The organism is Microbulbifer mixtoriginis (SeqCode), assembly GCF_052466865.1.
In genome coordinates this window covers 1,632,573-1,652,040 of sequence record NZ_CP174293.1, presented here as the reverse complement: position 1 = coordinate 1,652,040, position 19,468 = coordinate 1,632,573, and the positions used below count along the sequence as shown (strand labels likewise).

General features: G+C 51.0%; 16 protein-coding genes. 2 read left to right on the top strand and 14 right to left on the bottom strand.

What is annotated here, in order from left to right; genetic code table 11:
* Positions 1–182: 182 nt before the first annotated feature.
* The 12 genes from ACJJJA_RS07405 to ACJJJA_RS07350 form a co-directional block, all read right to left on the bottom strand.
* Positions 183–1,145 (bottom strand): DUF368 domain-containing protein, encoded by a 963-nt coding sequence (locus ACJJJA_RS07405; protein WP_444904172.1) that lies wholly within the window; start codon positions 1,143–1,145, stop codon positions 183–185.
* Positions 1,142–1,813: a protein-L-isoaspartate(D-aspartate) O-methyltransferase gene (locus tag ACJJJA_RS07400; RefSeq protein ID WP_444885658.1), complete on the bottom strand. Its 672-nt coding sequence runs from the start codon at positions 1,811–1,813 to the stop codon at positions 1,142–1,144. The genes ACJJJA_RS07405 and ACJJJA_RS07400 overlap by 4 nt, the downstream gene beginning before the upstream one ends.
* A 48-nt stretch (positions 1,814–1,861) precedes the next feature.
* The gene (truD, locus tag ACJJJA_RS07395; RefSeq protein WP_444904171.1) at positions 1,862–2,827 is read right to left on the bottom strand and encodes a tRNA pseudouridine(13) synthase TruD; all 966 of its coding nucleotides are present in this window, start codon (positions 2,825–2,827) and stop codon (positions 1,862–1,864) included.
* Positions 2,817–3,302, bottom strand: coding sequence for a 2-C-methyl-D-erythritol 2,4-cyclodiphosphate synthase (gene ispF / locus ACJJJA_RS07390; RefSeq protein WP_444904170.1), 486 nt, complete (start codon positions 3,300–3,302; stop codon positions 2,817–2,819). The genes truD and ispF overlap by 11 nt, the downstream gene beginning before the upstream one ends.
* Positions 3,302–4,021: a 2-C-methyl-D-erythritol 4-phosphate cytidylyltransferase gene (gene ispD / locus ACJJJA_RS07385; protein WP_252085087.1), complete on the bottom strand. Its 720-nt coding sequence runs from the start codon at positions 4,019–4,021 to the stop codon at positions 3,302–3,304. The genes ispF and ispD overlap by 1 nt, the downstream gene beginning before the upstream one ends.
* Positions 4,018–4,305 (bottom strand): septum formation initiator family protein, encoded by a 288-nt coding sequence (locus ACJJJA_RS07380; RefSeq protein ID WP_444898761.1) that lies wholly within the window; start codon positions 4,303–4,305, stop codon positions 4,018–4,020. Before ACJJJA_RS07380 ends, ispD begins: the two co-directional genes overlap by 4 nt.
* An 85-nt stretch (positions 4,306–4,390) precedes the next feature.
* Positions 4,391–5,677 (bottom strand): phosphopyruvate hydratase, encoded by a 1,287-nt coding sequence (gene eno, locus ACJJJA_RS07375; protein ID WP_444888392.1) that lies wholly within the window; start codon positions 5,675–5,677, stop codon positions 4,391–4,393.
* A gap of 226 nt (positions 5,678–5,903) precedes the next feature.
* Complete coding sequence (gene kdsA, locus ACJJJA_RS07370; RefSeq protein ID WP_444888391.1) at positions 5,904–6,749, bottom strand: 3-deoxy-8-phosphooctulonate synthase; 846 nt, start codon at positions 6,747–6,749, stop codon at positions 5,904–5,906.
* A gap of 56 nt (positions 6,750–6,805) precedes the next feature.
* On the bottom strand, positions 6,806–8,440 hold the full coding sequence (gene pyrG / locus ACJJJA_RS07365) for a CTP synthase (RefSeq protein WP_252085084.1): 1,635 nt from the start codon (positions 8,438–8,440) through the stop codon (positions 6,806–6,808).
* 125 nt (positions 8,441–8,565) lie between these two features.
* Positions 8,566–9,888 (bottom strand): tRNA lysidine(34) synthetase TilS, encoded by a 1,323-nt coding sequence (gene tilS / locus ACJJJA_RS07360; protein WP_444904169.1) that lies wholly within the window; start codon positions 9,886–9,888, stop codon positions 8,566–8,568.
* A gap of 199 nt (positions 9,889–10,087) precedes the next feature.
* A complete protein-coding gene (locus ACJJJA_RS07355; RefSeq protein ID WP_444905233.1) occupies positions 10,088–12,634 on the bottom strand; it encodes a glycoside hydrolase family 3 protein in 2,547 nt (848 codons plus the stop codon).
* Positions 12,635–12,970: 336 nt separating this feature from the next.
* Positions 12,971–14,302, bottom strand: a complete 1,332-nt coding sequence (locus ACJJJA_RS07350) for a sugar MFS transporter (protein WP_444904168.1) — start codon at positions 14,300–14,302, stop codon at positions 12,971–12,973.
* 353 nt (positions 14,303–14,655) lie between these two features.
* Here ACJJJA_RS07350 and ACJJJA_RS07345 point away from each other — a divergent pair, with 353 nt between their 5' ends.
* Entirely contained in the window at positions 14,656–15,828 is a 1,173-nt protein-coding gene (locus tag ACJJJA_RS07345) for a sensor histidine kinase (protein ID WP_444904167.1), read from the top strand.
* Positions 15,825–16,661, top strand: a complete 837-nt coding sequence (locus ACJJJA_RS07340; protein WP_444904166.1) for a LytR/AlgR family response regulator transcription factor — start codon at positions 15,825–15,827, stop codon at positions 16,659–16,661. The genes ACJJJA_RS07345 and ACJJJA_RS07340 overlap by 4 nt, the downstream gene beginning before the upstream one ends.
* A 180-nt stretch (positions 16,662–16,841) precedes the next feature.
* Here ACJJJA_RS07340 and ACJJJA_RS07335 read toward each other — a convergent pair whose 3' ends face one another.
* Together ACJJJA_RS07335 and ACJJJA_RS07330 are read right to left on the bottom strand one after the other, a co-directional pair.
* Positions 16,842–18,101 (bottom strand): sugar MFS transporter, encoded by a 1,260-nt coding sequence (locus ACJJJA_RS07335; protein WP_444904165.1) that lies wholly within the window; start codon positions 18,099–18,101, stop codon positions 16,842–16,844.
* Positions 18,102–18,426: 325 nt separating this feature from the next.
* The gene (locus ACJJJA_RS07330) at positions 18,427–19,383 is read right to left on the bottom strand and encodes an acetyl-CoA carboxylase carboxyltransferase subunit alpha (protein WP_252085077.1); all 957 of its coding nucleotides are present in this window, start codon (positions 19,381–19,383) and stop codon (positions 18,427–18,429) included.
* Between the last annotated feature and the right edge of the window lie 85 nt (positions 19,384–19,468).

Here is a 19,468-nt window from a genome sequence, read left to right as displayed (position 1 = left end):
ATGACCAATATTAAGCTTATTGTTCCGCCAAAAATGGGCCTCAACTTGTCGTAAAAGATGACATTCCATTATTCTCTTTTTACATCAGACCACGGCATTTATGGAAAAAGTGTCTAAAGAAAAGCTCTAAAAATCATTGGAAAAGCTTCATAAAAAGCTGCCATACCGAGATATTCCAGATCTTATTGCGGTGTGGCGTAGGATTTACCTCGATGCCCCCCTCCGAAATAGTCCACCGCGAGAACCAGTACCGCAGCAACCAAAGCGGCAATAATCGCAGGCCCCAGATTCGCATTCTCACCTGTCTGGGCCATAAAGTTCGACGGGGATGTATTGGCGAGTAATGGCGCAAGCTTACTGGAAACAGTTTCGGCACCATTGATTGGTAGCTTCCAGGGCCAAATTATTTTCAGGCTACCTAATAAGATCCCTGCAAGAAAAGCCAATGTGCGAGCGACATATTTGTGCATCAACCAGGAAAGCAATCGGCTAAAAAGCATTAACCCCAGAGCGGCCCCAACCGCAAAGTACAATAAATTCGACAATTGCAGCTCATGTACTGCAGTGAGCACCTTGGGATAAATCCCAATCATAAGCAGGATAAAGGCACCTGAAATTCCGGGCAAAGCCATGGCACAAATTGCCAATGCTCCAGATAAAAATAAAGTAAGTGGCGTAGCTGGGATGTCCCCAGGGCGAAGCTCACTGACAACAACTGCCAGCGCGATGCCTAGAAAGAGAAAGACCGCTGTCGAAAGAGACCACCTGGGGATATTGCGAAGAATAGGGAAGGTAGAAGCCAGCACTAGGCCAAAAAAGAAAGACCAGACGAGAATAGGATATTGCTCCAAAAGGCCGCTAATAATCCTCGCCAGGCTGAAGATACTGATCAACACCCCTAAAAACAGGGATAACAGGAAGCTGCCATTGATGTGCTTCCAAGTCGCTGATAGCCCTTCCTCCCGCATTATCGTAATACAGTGAGGTCCTATCCGGCTCAAAGAGTCGAGTAACTCCTGGTAGATCCCTGTAATAAAAGCAATGGTCCCCCCGGAAACCCCCGGAACAACATCTGCAGCACCCATTCCCATACCACGCAGCACTACACCCGGGTACCGGCTCTTAAAGAGCTCTCTAAATTTCATCGAACCACACCACTAAGCAGCGGCACAAACCGCACTGCTTCTAGCTTTTCCACATCGAACTGATCGGTATCCTGGCGACGAGAGATCATCATCAGGTGCTGTTGCTCCGAACCCACAGGAATAACCAGCACGCCATTTGGTCCCAACTGTTGCTTGAGTTCATCGGGAACCGTTGAGGGAGCCGCTGCTGCCAGGATTGCATCATAAGGCCCTTTTTCCGGCCAGCCAAAACCACCACTACTGAGATTGTATTCAATATTCTGATATCCCAACTCGTTAAGACGCTGGCGGGCCTTATCGAGCAAGGGTTCGACACGCTCAACAGAAAAAAGTTGTTCAACCAGCCTAGAAAGAATTGCGGTTTGGTAGCCGGAACCCGTACCAACTTCTAAAACCCTATGCAGGGATTTGGCCCTGCTCAGCAGCAACTCTGTCATGCGGGCAACAATGTAAGGTTGGGATATTGTCTGGCCATAGCCAATTGGCAGAGCTGTATCCTCATAGGCGCGGATCGCCAGGGCTTCATCCAGAAAAAGGTGCCTGGGGGTTGAAGCCATCACATCGAGGACTTCTTCATTGCTAATGCCCTCATCCCTCAAGCGTTGGATCAGGCGATTGCGAGTTCGCTGGGAGGTCATTCCCAAGCCTTCGTGTCTCAAGCGGTCCATAAGCTTTTATTCCATCCCCTGTATAACTCTCGCTTTCAACCACAAATTTTATGTGTCCGAGTTCACATTGACCAGCTGTGCCACCTCCCTTAGCAAGGCTGTTGCGAATGCCCCAGGCGGCAACGCAAATTCCAAGAGGAGGTCATCAGACTGCCACTCAAAACGAAAAGCCTCTGGACGTAGGGCCAATGATCTTCGCTCTTGCTTGAGCCCGCAATGTTCCAGCCAGTTACACCAGCTCAGCCACTTCTCTAGTACTTGCTGCTCCAATTCGCCTTGAGGACCTGTGGCGAGGTTTCTACCGCGCCCCCACAAAGGACCACTGGGCTCACTTTGTGGCTCACCCTCAATACTTTGCTGCCAGCAGCCTTGAGTGATTCTTTCTGCCAATACCTGATTAAACAGCCAACTGCGCGCAGCCGACATGGCAAAGGCCTTTTCATTCTTACGACAGCGTCCCTCTTCTTCCGCCAGGTGACGCGCCAGGTCCAGGTTGCCGCCATCGATACCAAAGCGCTGCTCACCGAAGTAATTTGGCACTCCGCCGCCTATCTGTTTAAGCACCTCTTCCGCAGCCGCTCGATCACCGCTTACATTGCGCAGGCGAATTTTAAACCGATTGCCTACATGCTCCCCGCGACGTAGTTTACGGCCGCCTCGAAAAAACCTCAGAAGTGAAACTTCTTCACTATTGATCTGCGACCAATCTGCCTCTGGCTTCTGTCCGAGCCAAACACTAAACCACTGCGTGGTTACGGCATGTCGATCCTTCAACCCAAAGTAGCTGACATCCAGAGGGCGCACTCCGGCGAGTTTGGCTAGCTGTTTTGCCACCCAGACAGTATTGGCCCCCCGCTTCTTAATATGCAGGTACACATGCTCCCCGTCCTCTGTAGGTTCGGGAAAAGCCATCTCATCGACAACAAAATCTTCCGCAACAGTACGAAAATCAGCAGAGATTGCCGCCCTACCCAAAGCGCGGGGCCAATTTAGATTCCAGACTTCAGACATCATATCGCTCAAGTAAAACAGTGGCCTGGACCGCAATTCCTTCACTCCGCCCGGTAAAGCCAAGCTTCTCCGTAGTCGTTGCTTTCACACTAATATCGGCGATATCCACACCGCAATCCGCAGCAATATAGCCGCGCATGGTTTCTATATGAGGAGCCATCTTGGGAGCCTGCGCAATGAGAGTGGTATCAGCATTCACCAGGCGATATCCCCTTTCCTTAATTAGGGTCATAACATGTTGCAAAAGGGCGCGACTATCCGCGCCACTAAAACGCTCATCCGTATCGGGGAAATGATGACCGATATCACCGAGAGCCAAAGCACCAAGAAGCGCATCGCAAAGTGCATGCAATAACACGTCCCCATCGGAATGGGCTTTTAAACCAAAGCTATGGGGAATTTTTGCTCCACCAAGCACAACATGATCGCCAGGGCCAAACGCATGCACGTCAAAGCCCTGGCCAATTCTAAAACTCACTATCGATAATCCTCGGTGGGAGCGTAGCGTAGACGTAAAATGGTCTCTGCCATTACGATATCGGTGGGGTGGGTCACTTTGATATTGTCACTCCGACCTTCAACAAGTTGCGGAGAGTGACCAAAAATTTCCAACGCACTTGCCTCATCTGTAACAGCTTCACCTTGCTGCAATGCTTGACTGAGGCAGGAGCGAAGTAGTGCAAGAGGCGCTCGCTGAGGGGTCTGCGCAAGCCATATCTGTTTGCGATCCAGGGTTTGTTCAACACATTGAACACCGCTTATCTCAGACCCTCTCTTTACAGTATCGCTGGCCTGACGCGCCAACAGCGCGGTCTGTGCAACCTGGCTGTGCAACAATGCACTAATGTCTTCCATTGCAACACATGGCCGAGCGGCATCATGTACAAGCACTGGGGTGTCGCCATGTTCCCGTTGAGCGAGAAATTCCAGGGCTGAGAGGACAGAATCCGCTCGCTCAGCGCCACCAATTACAGTGTGCATTAATGGGTGAGAGGCTTCTTTCAAGTGCGGGAAAAATTCATCATCCTTTGATAGGGCCACAACAACACCAGCAAGTCCCGGCCAACTTAAAATATTCCGCAGGGTTAGGGACAATAAAGGGCGCCCCAGTAATGGTAAATACTGCTTGGGGCGATCGGCTCCCATGCGTTTACCAACACCCGCAGCGGGCACAACCACCCAATAATCTGTAATCACTTTTTAGCCTCTTCCGAGTCCAGGAAGATAAACAGGGTTTCCCCTTCCTTAATCAATCCCAAATCATAGCGTGCCTTGGCTTCGACACCATCAGTGCCCACTTTCAGGCTTCGTACTTCTCTCAACAACTGGCGATTTTCCCGCGCTAAAGCTGCATTTTTTTCCTGTTGCTGAGCAAGCTGTCGTTTGAGACGGGTAACTTCGGCGAAACTGCCATCACCAACCCAGAGACGATACTGAGTGGCAAGCAGAATAAAGGTAAGAATTCCCAGAAGCCATTTCATACGAGATTACGATATTTCGCTTGTTCGTATTATAGGTATTGCAGAGGAATCCCTCTGCAATACCAATGTGCGATTCAAATATTGATTATTTGAATTCAGCACGGCCACGGTAAGGAGCGGAACCGTTCAGCTCAGCTTCAATACGCAGCAGACGATTGTACTTAGCTACGCGGTCGGAGCGACACAGGGAGCCGGTTTTGATTTGGCCAGCAGCGGTAGCTACAGCCAGGTCAGCAATGGTGGTGTCTTCGGTTTCACCAGAGCGGTGAGAGATTACAGCGGTGTAACCTGCATCTTTTGCCATCTTAATCGCGTCCAGAGTTTCGGACAAAGAGCCGATCTGGTTGAACTTGATCAGGATAGAGTTACCCACGCCTTTCTCGATACCTTCTTTTAGTATCTTGGTGTTGGTTACGAACAAATCATCGCCTACCAGCTGTACTTTTTCACCTATCTTGTCGGTGAGAATTTTCCAGCCGTCCCAATCGCTCTCGTCCATACCGTCTTCGATAGACAGGATCGGATAGTTGGCGGACAACTCAGCCAAATAGCTGGCGAAACCTTCGCTGTCGAACTGCTTGCCTTCGCCAGCCAAATCGTACTTGCCATCTTTGTAGAACTCGGAAGAAGCACAGTCCAGAGCCAGGGTAATGTCATCACCCAAGGTGTAACCGGCCTTTTCTACCGCTTCTGCAATGACCTTCAGAGCGGCTTCGTTGGATGGTAAGTTCGGAGCAAAACCACCTTCATCGCCAACTGCCGTATTCAGGCTGTTGCTGGACAGTACTTTTTTCAGGGAGTGGAAGATCTCAGCACCCTGGCGCAGGGCTTCGGCAAAAGATTCAGCTTTAACGGGCTGAACCATAAATTCCTGGATATCCACATTGTTATCGGCGTGCTCACCACCGTTGAGGATATTCATCATCGGAACCGGCATGGAGTATTCACCCGGAGTGCCGTTTACCTCAGCAATGTGCTGATACAGGGGGATTTTTTTGGAAGCTGCAGCGGCTTTAGCGGCCGCCAGTGAAACCGCCAAAATAGCATTAGCGCCCAGATTAGCTTTGTTTTCAGTACCGTCGGCATCGATCATCGCCTTATCCAAAGCGCGTTGATCGGTAGCATCCATACCTTTCAACAGATCGGCGATAGTCGTGTTGATATTCTCAACAGCTTTCAATACGCCTTTGCCCAGGTAACGACTCTTATCACCATCGCGCAATTCCAGAGCTTCACGAGAACCAGTGGAGGCGCCAGAAGGAGCGCAAGCAGAGCCAATGGAACCGTCTTCCAGGATTACATCGGCTTCGACGGTAGGGTTACCGCGGGAATCCAGCACTTCGTAGGCTTTAACAGCGACAATCTTGCTCATTAACAATGGGCTCCGTATTAGTACTAACTAAACTTGTTACTTATTAAAAAGGTAATTACTGAAAGAAATTTACCAATAGCTGCACACAACAGTTAAGGGTTCTTACTCTTGTGAAACTTTTTCTCACAGTTTTTTGTGAGAATCTCTAATCGTAGCTTCCATAAATAATAGCTACAGAATAAGTACCAAGCGCCCAAAAAGGGCGCGCGCTATGTATTTCTTACTTTTATTCAGTATCCAGAGGCGCAAAGCCTTTGATTAAATCATCCACAGCTTTCATCTGTGCGAGGAATGGTTCCAGCTTCTCCAGTGGCAATGCACTGGGGCCATCACACAATGCTTTGTCTGGATTCGGATGTGCTTCCAGGAACAGGCCGGCAATCCCGATAGCCAAACCTGCGCGGCCCAGCTCAGTGACCTGTGCACGGCGACCACCGGAGGCTGCGCCGGAAGGATCGCGCATTTGCAGTGAGTGGGTGACGTCAAAAATCAGCGGCGCACCACCGGAGGCATTGATCATGGTGCTAAAGCCCAACATATCAACAACCAGGTTGTCGTAGCCAAAACAGGCACCGCGCTCACACAAAAGAATATTTTCGTTGCCGCACTCAGCAAATTTCTCCACCACATTTTTAACTTGCGGCGGGCTCATAAACTGGGGCTTTTTGACGTTGATCACAGCACCAGTTGCTGCCATAGCGGCGACCAGATCAGTCTGGCGGGCCAGGAAGGCCGGCAGCTGGATAATATCCACGACTTCGGCAACCGGAGCAGCCTGATGTACTTCGTGGACATCAGTAATCAAGGGAACCTTAAAGGTATCTTTGATTTCCTGAAAAATCTTCAGGCCTTCTTCCATTCCCGGTCCGCGATAGGAGTTGATGGAAGAGCGATTGGCCTTGTCAAAAGACGCTTTAAAAACATAGGGAATACCCAGTTTTTCAGTGACTTTTACATAGTGCTCAGCCACCTGCATCGCCAGGTCGCGGGATTCCAGTACATTCATACCGCCAAAAAGCACAAAGGGCTTATCGTTGGCGACCTGAATATTTCCGACTTCAATTGTTTTCACTGTCAGCTCCCTGTCATCTCACCCCCAGTCACAGAGACCGGGGGGCGGATTACTGATTAACCCTGGTTTTCACGCTGCTTCATTGCGGCGGCAACAAAGCTTTCGAACAGCGGATGGCCGTCGCGCGGGGTTGAAGTAAATTCCGGGTGGAACTGGCAAGCAACGAACCAGGGATGGTTCGGCAATTCAACCATTTCTACCAGGGTATCGTCTGCAGACCAGCCGCCAATTTTCAAACCGGCCTGCTGCAGGCGATCAACGTAGTTGTTATTAACTTCGTAGCGGTGGCGGTGGCGCTCTACAATGACGTCTGCACCGTAAATATCGCGAGCCTTGGTGTCTTTAGCCAAGCGACACTCCTGGCCGCCCAAACGCATGGTGCCACCCAGGTCGGACTGCTCGTCGCGCTTCTCGATATTGCCTTCGCTATCGATCCACTCAGTGATCAGGCCGATAACAGGGTGCGGGGTTTTGGTATTAAATTCAGTACTGTTGGCACCTTCGAGGCCAAGCACATTGCGCGCGAACTCGATAACCACAGACTGTAAACCGAGGCAGATGCCCAGGTAAGGAATATTGTTTTCACGAGCGTAGCGAACAGATTCAAGCTTGCCCTCTAAACCGCGCTCACCAAATCCACCGGGAACCAGGATTGCATCGGCATCCTTGATCAGGTCAATGCCGTTCTCACCCTCAACGTCTTCAGCGTTGATAAAGTCGATATCCACTTTGCAGCGGTGCTTGATTCCCGCGTGGGTCAGGGACTCGATCAGGGACTTATAGGCATCCAGCAACTCCATGTATTTGCCAACCATGGCAATTTTCACTTCGTGCTGCGGGTTTAGCTTGCCATCGACCACTTCGTCCCACTCGGAAAGGTCTGGTGCTTGGCATTCCAGCTGCAGTTTTTCCACAACGATATCGTCAAGACCGTAACTGTGCAGAAGACGCGGTACGCCGTAGATGGTCTTGGCATCGGGCAGCGGTACAACAGCGCGCTCTTCAACATTGGTAAACAGTGCGATCTTGCGGCGGGAGTCCTCATCGATCTCGCGCTCGGAACGGCACAGCAGAATATCCGGCTGCAAGCCGATAGAACGCAACTCTTTAACAGAGTGCTGAGTCGGCTTGGTCTTGGTTTCCCCAGCAGTGGCAAGAAAAGGCACATAGCTCAGGTGGATCAACAGGGCGCGATTGGTGCCCATTTCCACACGCAGCTGACGCACAGATTCCAGGAACGGTTGGGATTCGATATCACCTACAGTGCCACCGATTTCAACAATAGCGACGTCGACATCGCGGCCACCTTCTACAACGCGGCGCTTGATCTCATCGGTAATATGGGGGATCACCTGTACGGTGCCACCCAGGTAGTCACCACGGCGCTCTTTGCGCAGTACGGTCTCGTACACGCGGCCGGTGGTGAAGTTGTTACGCTTGGACATCCGGGTACGGATAAAGCGTTCGTAGTGACCCAGGTCCAGGTCAGTCTCGGCACCATCCTCGGTGACATACACCTCACCGTGCTGGAAGGGGCTCATGGTACCCGGGTCTACGTTGATGTAGGGGTCCAGTTTGAGGATGGTAACCTTGAGGCCACGAGCCTCGAGAATGGCGGCCAAAGAGGCGGAGGCGATACCTTTCCCCAACGAGGAAACCACGCCACCAGTTACAAAAATATAGCGCGTCATGCAAAACCTTGGTCAGTTGAGCGCTCGATGAATGTCGAGCTTACAGGGCTGGCCCGGGCGGATAATCCAGCTTCTCCCGGTGCCTTTGAGACGGGGCGCCAGGGTAGCAGAAAACCCCTCTCTGCTCAATCGAAAAACCGCCAGCTGGGCGGTTTCACCGAAGGTGCTACTGGCAAAGTGGAGCAGCCCGCCTTACAGCAGAATAAATCGGCAACTGCCACCAGCTCTCCATCCAGATACACGAGCGGTATCCGGTCTCGCAGCCAGGGTTCCAACGCCCTCTCCTGCAACACCTTCTTGAGAGTCTGGGAGCGAAGTCGGTCGAGAGGCTGGACGCGCTCACCGCCCCGGCGGTATTTCACTTCATATACCCCCTGGGGCCAACCCTGCACCGATTCCAGTACACCACCTCTGGGCAACAGTAGTACTGACACGCCATCCCATTGAAGGCTTTCTTCGGTGGTAGAAAAGGGCTCCATGACAGGGGTCAGATAGAGGCGCTGCTGAAAGCGTCGCACTACACACCCACCCAGTCGTACTTCCACTTGGGCATCCGCACTCGCTTTCTCAATTTGCACCAAAGCTTCTTGCAGAACCACGGATTCAGGTGCCATACCACCCTGCAGCAACACCCAACCGCGCAGTAGATTTTTGCGCCGCGCAATACTTAAATTCGTGAACGTCGCTAAAAAGAGACTCTCCCCTAACCTCTCTCGCCTGATATCACAGATCTGCAAGTCAGCAAGCGCCAACTCCTCTAGCAGTAATGCAGATTCCCTAAGATTATCTGCAGCCCGCTGAATACTCTGCCGTGCCGACCAACGGGTGGATAAAACAGGCATGACCTGTCGGCGTAAATAGTTGCGCTCAAAAGCCTCATCAGCATTACTCTCATCCTCAATCCAGCTGAGCCCGTGTTCAAGGGCCCAGGCTTCCAGCTCACGGCGCCCCACTGACAACAAAGGGCGAAGTAAGGATTTACCCTCACCCAACGGCCGACTCTCCGCCATACCCGAAAGCCCAAGGACGCCCGCTCCCCGCATTAGTCTATATAGAAAGGTTTCTGCCTGATCATCCCCATGGTGACCGAGCAAAATTTGATCACCGGAGGACATCACCGAATCAAAAGCCTTGTAGCGAGCCTTACGCGCCCCTTGCTCTATCCCACCACCGCTTCTATCGACTTGCACACGCACCGCAACAAAAGGCACTTGCAGCTCACGGGCAACAGCTTCGCAGTGGCCAAGCCAGCGCTCTGCATTACTACTTAGGCCGTGGTGCACATGCACTGCCTTAACGGGGATACCATTCTGGTTGAGAAGATGCAGCAAGACAGTGGAATCCAAGCCACCAGAAAATCCAACCCATAGCTGTCCCAGAGCCGGGTGGCGCTGCATCAAAGACTTTATAAGTTGCGGTAGAGAATTTGTTGCGGATTTGGAGGTCACTGCCTATACCCTGGAACTGAGATCGACACAGTATACCGGTGCTGGCAACTTGAGTTGATGGACTTCTGAGCGGGAAGCGGGATATTGCAGAGCTACAGCTCTTCAGCAACTCAATCACTTAAAAGAGAGGTGTAGCCCAGACCTCAATTTTTACAGACCCGGGCATTTAATTACCAAAAACGGCTAGAGATAAAAGTCACTAACCCGCACAGCGAATATCAGCAGAAGCTGCCGCATCGGGTACCAATCGAACATTGGCTACGGCTATCGCTGCGACCCCCTCACTCTCCAAGCGGAAGGCACTGAAAACCTTGCTAAAGTCAGCGCCAGCTTTGGCGAAGCATTGCAGGTCCACCGAGAGACGGGTCCAGTTATTCAGCGGCATGGTTTTCAGAGTGGCTTGCAGCGGCACTCTGGCAATACAGCCCTCTCCACAGGTCACCGCCGCTTGTAACGGTTCACGCAGCTTCTGATCAACGCGAATATTCAGACTCAAGGCTGAGCCCTCCTCCAAATAAATATCCAAGTTCTGCATATACTCCGCAGACAACTGCACGGCACCGGGGCGCAAACCTTTCCACTCGATCAAACGCGCATCTTCTTGAGAAGACATATCAATCGCAGTCACAACGATATTGTTATCCTCACCACTGGCCACACGGTTGCCATTCACTGGAACAGCCTTGGCTCCGTCCTCGGCAATATTCAATACCCAGGGAGCGCGCGGACGGGAAACCAATAACCAAGCATCCTCCAGTCCACCCGCAGCCATATTTTCGCTGGTCTCAGGCAAGTCGTTGCTGACCAGGGATTCCTCATTCACACTCAAGCCGTAACCCAAAGCAAACAGGGGATCGTAGTGCTCGTGGTATGGATTCAAAACCGTTTGATTGGTGTACATCGGCCAGCTAAAGGGCAACTTACCAGTGAAATCGTATCGAATCTCACCTTTGGCACCTCGGAATAATACATCGGCCACACCAGCACCCTCAGATCCCGGCAGCCAAGCGGCCACAAAAGCATCCGATGCATTTAATTCACTGTTCACCCAAAGCGGGCGACCGGACAGGAAAACACTGACAACTGGAATTTCCTGTTCACGCAATTTCTTCAACAGTGCCAGATCTTTCTTGTTACCGCGCTGGTATTCCAGATTTGTGATATCACCATGCCATTCCGCGTAGGGTTCTTCACCATAAATGGCAATAGCCACCTGGGGTGCCTTGCCATTGGCAAAGCTGGCATCGGTAAAGCTTCCATCCTCACTCAGTATGGCTTCACCACCCACGCTCTTTACGGCTGCGGCGATGCCCTCAAAGATGGAAGTAGCACCGGGAAAATCTTCACGGGTATTACCAGTGCCCTGCCAGGATATTGTCCAACCACCACTTTGTTTGGAGAGGTTGTCGGCCCCATCGCCGACGACTAGAACATTCTGCTTCGCGGTTAGCGGCAACAATTGATCATTGTTTTTCATTAACACCAAAGACTTCCGCACTGCCTCTCTGGCGATAGCGCGGTGCTCGGCATTGCCGAGAATACCAGCCTTGCCCGCTAGGGGCATATTACGCTCGAACAAGCCGGCGCGAAGTTTCACTCGCAGTATGCGGCGCACCGCATCATTCAAACGCTCAGTGGAGATTTCACCGCTCTTCGCCTGAGCCAAGGTATTGTTGTAGAGGGCCTTCCAATCCGCAGGCACCATAAACATGTCCAGACCGGCGTTAATTGCCGCGGCACAACTTTCCAGAGTGCAACCCGGTACGAAACTGTGACCATTCCAGTCCCCGACTACAAATCCATCGAAACCCAAACGCTCCTTCAAGACATCTGTCAGCAAGTATTGATGGCCATGCAGCTTCTCACCATTCCAACTATTAAAAGAAGCCATTACCGTTTGCACACCAGCGGGCAAAGCGGTCAGGTAACCTGCCGCATGTACTTCTGCCAGCTCCTTTTCAGGCACAGCGTTATCCCCGCGGTCGATTCCACGTGTAGTTCCACCGTCACCGACAAAATGCTTAGCCGTGGCGACCAGGTTTTCCCCGCGCAGAAAATCGGCTTCGTTCTTGCCACCCTGCAACCCTTTCACCATGGCTTCCGCATAGTCAGCCACTACAGCCGGATCTTCAGAATAACTTTCATAAGTGCGTCCCCAGCGGTCATCCCGCACTACCGCCACAGTGGGGGCAAAAGTCCAGTCGATACCGGTAACAGCGACCTCGCGGGCGGTCGCGCGACCAATACGCTCGATCAGCTCAGCATCCTTCGCCGCCCCGAGGCCAATATTGTGGGGAAAAAGAGTTGCCCCAATAACATTATTGTGACCGTGCACCGCATCGGAGCCCCAAATCAGGGGAATAGCAACACCGCCATCTGAAGTGTCCATGGAAGCCTTGAAAAAGGCATCGGAAAGCGCAAGCCAATCTTGAGGCGTGGCAAACTTATCGTTGTTTGGAAAGGCTCCCCCACCATTTAGCACAGAGCCTAAGTGATATTTCTTAACATCTTCAGGGGTGACGTGGCGGATCTCCGCCTGAATCATTTGCCCCACCTTCTCTTCCAAAGACATGCGCGACATAATTTCGGAAATACGCGCTTCCAGCATTTCGCTGCGTGGAAACGCGGGCTCGAGTAGCGGCCAGTTTTCCAGGCTACCGCCACTGCTTATCTGGGAGTTATCCTCTTTTGACGGAACTTCTTCCCCCTGCGGCTGACAGCCAACAAGTGCCGAAACACAGAGCATTAAGCTCAGTGAAAATCGTTTTTTTAATTTCACGGATAACTCCCAAAGTTTTCCCACGCGAATCCTTCTGTCCTACCAATTCCATAGCTACCAGAATGAGTAACACAGATATTATTATTTCAGTGTAAATCCCACACTCCAGCCACAGCCAATTAGGCCCCGATTGGATTTCAGGTATTCCACGCAACGGTATCAACGGAGCAAAGTGCAATACTTGCCGAGGAGCGCCAATAGAAATCCGATGGATTGGGCTAAATCACAGACAAGGCGGAAAACATTTTCTAGCCGGACTACTTAAAAAATAGCCTGGTGCAAAGTTTCAACTGATTTTGCCCACTACTCCATCGCAGCGCCACGCAGGGTCGGAGAAAAAGCACCGTAATAAGCGATATAGCAGTAGCACAGCAGCGGTACTAAAAAAGAAATCTGAATACCCGCTTCATCCGCGAGCATTCCCTGAAGCAATGGAATAACCGCACCGCCAACAATGGCCATGCACAGGATACCGCTGCCCTGACTGGTGTACTGACCCAAACCTCGCAGCGCCAGGCTGAATATGGTTGGAAACATAATGGAGTTGCAAATCCCCACAGCGACAATCGACCATACAGCCAGATAACCAGAGGAGAGCATCGCCACCAAGATAAGCACTACGGAACCTAGCGAACACACCGCCAGTGTTTTTCCCGCAGAGACATAGCGCAGCAATAAAGCCCCAGCAAAGCGGCCTACCATAGCGCCACCCCAGTAGTAGGAAACATACTTTGCCGCTTCAAATAACTGCATTTCAGCAACAGAGGATTCACTAAAGAAGCTAACCAGGAAACTTCCTATAGCCACCTCGGCACCTACATAGGCAAAAATACCAATTGCCCCCAGCGTCAACCTGGGAAAGCGCCAGATGGAAAAAGTCTCACTGCGAGACGGGTTTGTACTGTGTGAAAGGCAGTGTTCGGGGATCGCCGGCAGGCGAATCCAGGAGAAAAAAGCCACCATCATCAACAGCACTACCGCCAACCAGAAATAGGGTTTTTCCACCAGGGCCGCCTCCCTAGCGCGAAATTCATCGACACTAGTTGCCGTATCGGGATCGGCGCCCATTGAAATCGCGGCAAAAAAAACGGCACCACCGGCAACCGGCGCCAAGGTAGTTCCCAGAGAGTTAAATGCTTGGGTTAGGTTTAAACGGCTTGGAGCCGTTTTGGCACTACCCAAAGCAATAACGTAGGGATTTGCTGATACCTGCAATACTGTAATACCAGAAGCCAGTACAAAAAGCCCCAATAAAAACACTTCATAGATTTGCAGGCGCGCAGCAGGAATAAAAACCAGGCAACCAGCACAAGCCACTAATAAACCAAAGACCAACCCCAACTGATAACCAACTCTACGCAACAGCAACCCAGCAGGAACGGAAACCAGAAAATAGGCTGCAAAAAAGTAAAACTGTACCAGGACAGCGCGGGTATAACTCAGCTCAAAAACATTTTTAAGATGTGGCACCAGAACATCATTCAGCCCGGTGATAAAACCCCACAGAAGGAAAAGCGAAGTCAACGCTGCAAGATTTAAATACCCTGGAGAGCGCCCCTCTTGAGCCTGGGCATCTGAATCACAAACAGCCATTTCGTTCGAGTGAAGACTCGAATCGGGCAACATCTGGCGCATTGGAAACCGATCCCCAAATTTCAAACTCGTTTCTTGGCGATTATACTGTTCTTCCTAAACGCTTTTGAGTCGCCAGCGGAAAATTAAGGACAAAATGTGCAATTTTTTATAACCCTTAATAAAAAACACTTTCACTCAATGAAAGTTATCTTATGGGTCCAGATTGCCGAAAGTAACTTGACTAATCACCCCGAAAAGCGACAAAAAGGACTAAATAAGGGCTAAGCTGGAATCCTAGCGCACAGGCCCACTGGCGGGCACCGGTAAGCCAAGGTAATATCTTCCGGATAATAATGAACGCGATGATGAGCGTCTATCCCGTCATTTTCACAAAATTAAATATACGGGACATCATGCAGTACTCTACCCGTCAATACTGGAATGCAACTGCGGAAATTCCTTCGACCCGCTGGTTTTGGAAATTACAGCTGGTCAGCTGGATTGGCATTTTGTTGGTGACATTCCTCTCCCTGACTCTCTGGCATTCACCCACTGAGTGGCCAAGCTTCGAGCCAGCAAATACTATTTTCCAGTGCGCTGTGGCTTTTGTTCTCTCGGTATTCCTAAGACCTATTTTTGATATCGCCTGGGACTCTGAACTGGCCGTTCGCACAGTCATCTATCTACTCGCCGTTGCGGTGATTTCCGGCATCTGGACCCTGGTGCGCATGGAGGCCTATATCCGCTTGAGCGGGGAGCACTCCATCTGGTCTGAATTCGGCGGCTGGTATTATGCCTCCCTCTTTGTCTTTCTTTTTTGGAGTGCACTTTACTGTGGGGTTAAATACCACATACTGCTGCAAGGGGAACACAAAAAAATGCTTGAAGTGGCCGCGGACAACGAGCGCGAGCAACTTCGTAGACTCCAGGCAGAGGCTATCGCTAATGAGGCCCAGCTTAAAATGTTGCGCTATCAGCTCAATCCCCACTTTTTGTTCAATACACTAAATTCCATTAATGCTCTAATTCGCTTTCAACAGGCCGATGAGGCCCGCGAAATGGTTGTACGACTCAGTGATTTCCTGCGCCTCTCCCTAAAAGAGAGCCCTATGCAAAAAGTAGAACTTGAACAGGAAGTCAAAGCAGCACTCCTCTATCTGGAGATTGAAAAAACCCGCTTTGCTGACCGTTTGGCTGTAGATCTCAATGTCGCTGAAACAGCCCGGCAAGCACTGGTACCCAGTATGTTGCTACAACCACTGGTAGAGAATTCAGTAAAATATGCCATCGCCCCCAATGAAATGGGAGGCACCATCGGAATTCATGCGAAAAGTACCGGTGAGCGCCTACTGCTGGAGGTACAGGATTCAGGCTGTTCCAAAGACTGCGCCGGCGAGAGAAATTTCCAAGCAAGTTCCACCGGTGTTGGACTGAAGAATGTACGGGAGCGACTTTCCAGCCTCTACCCACAAAATTACCGTATAGAGCAACAGGAAAAACCTGATTGCGGCATGTCGATACGAATCGATATACCGCTGGAAAAATCCACGCACCCCACCAATAAAACACAGGGAGAAGTCCAATGAACAAACTCACTGTCGTGCTGGTGGACGACGAACCCCTAGCCCTGCGCCTGCTGCAAAGCATGTTTGAGGAATTCCCGGATATAGAAATTGCCGCCTGCTGCCGCAATGGGCGCGAGGCGTTGCAAGCCGTATCTGAATACAGTCCAGACCTATTGGTTCTGGATGTGCAAATGCCCGGGATGAACGGCTTTGATGTGGTCAGTCGTCTACAAGCCGACACCATGCCACTGGTAATATTCGCCACCGCTTTCGACGAATATGCCCTTAAAGCCTTTGAGGTTCACGCTGTCGATTATGTTTTAAAGCCCCTGGATAACGCTCGCCTAGAAACCGCCCTTGATCGCGCGCGCCAGCGCTTGCAATTGGCACATGCCGGCAAAAAAGACATCCACCAGGAAGAAAAAAACCGGCTGCTGCGCTCTATTGAGGAAATGAGTTCAACCAAGGGACAAGCCTCTGAGACTCGCACCCCAGTGATCAACAATCGCCTGGCGATTAAGGATCGCGGCAGTATTACTATGGTCAATCAGAAGGATATCGAGTGGATAGATGCCGCCGGTGACTACATGTGTGTGCATGTAAAAGGGGAAACCCATGTTATGCGCAGCACCATCAAAGACCTGCAAAAACAGCTGTGCCCGGATAATTTTAAGCGTATTCACCGCTCCACCCTGGTGAATCTCAACTATATCGTACACATCAAAGTACTAACTAAAGGAGAGTACTTTCTCACCTTAATGAGCGGCGCTAAAGTCAAAGTCAGCCGTAACTATCGCCTACCGATCAAGGAATTTCTCGAAGCCAACCGACGCATAGCTTCAGAAGCCTCCTAAACAGCTTGCCCTTCAACGCCACTCAATACCGGCAGGGACTCGCCGGTATACCAGCAAAATAACCAACCTAAGCAATATCTGATCCACGCCATCCAGTTAATACAGAGAGCCCCTTTCTTTACAAAAAAAAGCCGGCAAAAAATACCGGCTAAACGAGCTCAGAAGAGAAGAAAAGAAAACTTAAGCGCGTTTATCTGTACGGTGTCCTGAGAGACCGTAGTAGAGAATATAGAGGTAACAGAAGATCGGCAGAACGAACGCCAATTGGATACCAATTTGGTCAGCCAGAAGCCCCTGTAACAACGGCACAATAGCACCGCCTACAATGGCCAGGCATAAGATTCCGGAGCCCTGACTGGTCGATGGACCCAGCTTGGCCAGCGCCAAACTAAAGATAGTCGGGAACATAATAGAGTTGCACAGACCCACAGCCAGTACCGCCCACATCGCCAGATAGCCGCTACCCGTAACAGTAATCAACAGCAGTACACAGGAGCCGATAGAGCATATCGCGAGCACTTTGCCAGCAGAAATAAAGCGCATAATCAAGGCACCGGCAAAACGCCCAACCATGGCCCCACCCCAATAGAGAGATATATAAAAGGCCGCCTCGGATTCGTCGAGACCTGCTATGGAGTCTTCGGCAATAAAGTTCACCAGGAAACTGCCGATAGAAACTTCCGCGCCGACATAAACGAAAATCGCTACCGCCCCTAATACGAGATGGAGATAATTCCAGGCCGAAGCTTCACCTACCTCCGATGGGGTCTGTGAAGTATTGCTGACAATAGACGGCAGGTTCAAAAACGCAAAAACCAGGGCCAACACGGCTAGGGTAGCCGCCAGAATCAGGTAGGGCACTTCGATCACCGAGGCACTGACTGCACCGACGGCAACTCCCGCAGCTGGGAGAATTAATAATGCACCGAATTGTGGGGCTACGGTGGTACCTAGTGCATTAAAGCCCTGGGTCAAGGTTAGTCGGCTGGGTGCCGTGCGCTCATTTCCCAAGGCGGCAACATAGGGGTTTGCCGATACCTGTAAGATAGTGATACCGGAAGCGAGAATAAACAGGGCCCCTAGGAAAAGCCCATAGACCTCCATGCGCTCCGCAGGAATAAATAGTAAGCAACCCAATACCGCGATAGTAAGGCCGGTGACGATACCTTTTTGGTAACCAATCTTACTCACCAGACTACCCGCCGGCAGGGAAACCAAAAAATAAGCCCCAAAAAAACAGAATTGCACCAGCATCGCCTGGGCATAATTCAGCTCAAAAATCCCCTTGAGATAGGGAATCAGGATATCGTTCAAACAGGTAATAAATCCCCACATAAAAAACAGTGAGGTCAAAGCTACCAGCGCAAATTTTTGTCCCGCTTGATCACCAGCTTGCAACTGCACAGCATCCGTTGCCGTATTCCTCTGCAAAATTGCCATATTTGATTCCCGAAACTTCTGCCGCAACTAAACCGTAAATGGCAAGCCAGCACTTAAACACTTGTTATTCTTTTTGCTTTCTACCATGGAGGCACAGATACGACGCAGCGGTTTTCGACAAAGGGGGTTAAAAATGGGGGCAGTAGGGACAGTGTAAAGTGCCCTGGGCACGCTCAACTAGCGGGACAAACAAATAACAGAAGAGGAACAAGCAACCCAACAAATGGGGAATCGCCAAATATAGAGTAGATCTCGTAAAAAGAAACTGGACTCTAAAGAAAGAAAAAAGGGCAGCGCCATGATCGGGACTGCCCTTTTAAGGATATTAAGAAACGATATTGCCGTAGCTCATCAGGCGCTGGTAGCGCTTTTCCAGCAACTCATCAATAGGAATAGCACTCAACTGTTCCAGTTGTTCACCGAGGCGCTCCTTCAGGCTCTCAGCCATGGCATCCGGATCTCGGTGCGCACCGCCGAGGGGCTCTGGGATGGTTTCATCCACAATACCTAACTCCTCCAACACACTGGAAGTCACCCCCATAGCCTCGGCAGCCAGTGGAGCCTTCTCTACGGTCTTCCAAATAATATTGGCGCAGCCCTCCGGAGAAATCACAAAGTAGGTGGAGTACTGCAGCATATTGAGCTGATCACCAACACCAATTGCCAGAGCACCACCGGAAGAACCCTCACCAATCACGGTACAAATAATCGGCGTGCGCAAACGGGACATCACCGCCAGGTTCTGGGCAATGGCCTCACTGATGCCGCGCTCTTCACTATCGATTCCGGGGTAAGCCCCTGGAGTATCGATCAAAGTCAGCACCGGCATTTTAAAACGCTCGGCCATTTCCATAATGCGCAAAGCTTTGCGGTAGCCCTCCGGCTTAGGCATACCGAAGTTACGCGCAACCTTCTCGTTCACAGAGCGGCCTTTTTCTTCACCGATCACGGCTACTGGCTTGCCATTCAAGCGTGCGATACCAGTAATAATCGCCTTGTCATCACCAAAATGACGATCGCCGTGCAGCTCGTCCCAATCGGTGAATAGCCGCTCAATATAATCCTTGGAGTATGGACGCTGCGGGTGCCTGGCCACCTGGACCACTTGCCAGGGACTCAGGTCTGCGTAGATGGACTCGGTCAGAGTTCTGCTCTTATCCCGCAGCCGGGTCACTTCATCGGCGATATTCAGCTCATTGTCGTCCCCGACCAGCTGCAACTCTTTAATTTTGCTTTCCAGCTCTGCAATCGGCTGCTCAAACTCGAGAAAGTTGAAATTCATGAAATCTGCGCCTTAACTCTTTTCCATGCCTCTGGGCAATCACAGCGACATAGCTTAACTGTACAGAACCGACCAGTCGAGCCCA

What these genes read in the sequence shown, in the direction of transcription:
- ACJJJA_RS07405 (WP_444904172.1), bottom strand. Translation starts at nt 1,145, where the DNA reads ATGAAATTTAGAGAGCTCTTTAAGAGCCGGTACCCGGGTGTAGTGCTG.
- ACJJJA_RS07400 (WP_444885658.1), bottom strand. Translation starts at nt 1,813, where the DNA reads ATGGACCGCTTGAGACACGAAGGCTTGGGAATGACCTCCCAGCGAACT.
- truD (WP_444904171.1), bottom strand. Translation starts at nt 2,827, where the DNA reads ATGATGTCTGAAGTCTGGAATCTAAATTGGCCCCGCGCTTTGGGTAGG.
- ACJJJA_RS07380 (WP_444898761.1), bottom strand. Translation starts at nt 4,305, where the DNA reads ATGAAATGGCTTCTGGGAATTCTTACCTTTATTCTGCTTGCCACTCAG.
- eno (WP_444888392.1), bottom strand. Translation starts at nt 5,677, where the DNA reads ATGAGCAAGATTGTCGCTGTTAAAGCCTACGAAGTGCTGGATTCCCGC.
- pyrG (WP_252085084.1), bottom strand. Translation starts at nt 8,440, where the DNA reads ATGACGCGCTATATTTTTGTAACTGGTGGCGTGGTTTCCTCGTTGGGG.
- ACJJJA_RS07355 (WP_444905233.1), bottom strand. Translation starts at nt 12,634, where the DNA reads ATGCTCTGTGTTTCGGCACTTGTTGGCTGTCAGCCGCAGGGGGAAGAA.
- ACJJJA_RS07350 (WP_444904168.1), bottom strand. Translation starts at nt 14,302, where the DNA reads ATGCGCCAGATGTTGCCCGATTCGAGTCTTCACTCGAACGAAATGGCT.
- ACJJJA_RS07345 (WP_444904167.1), top strand. Translation starts at nt 14,656, where the DNA reads ATGCAGTACTCTACCCGTCAATACTGGAATGCAACTGCGGAAATTCCT.
- ACJJJA_RS07340 (WP_444904166.1), top strand. Translation starts at nt 15,825, where the DNA reads ATGAACAAACTCACTGTCGTGCTGGTGGACGACGAACCCCTAGCCCTG.
- ACJJJA_RS07335 (WP_444904165.1), bottom strand. Translation starts at nt 18,101, where the DNA reads ATGGCAATTTTGCAGAGGAATACGGCAACGGATGCTGTGCAGTTGCAA.
- ACJJJA_RS07330 (WP_252085077.1), bottom strand. Translation starts at nt 19,383, where the DNA reads ATGAATTTCAACTTTCTCGAGTTTGAGCAGCCGATTGCAGAGCTGGAA.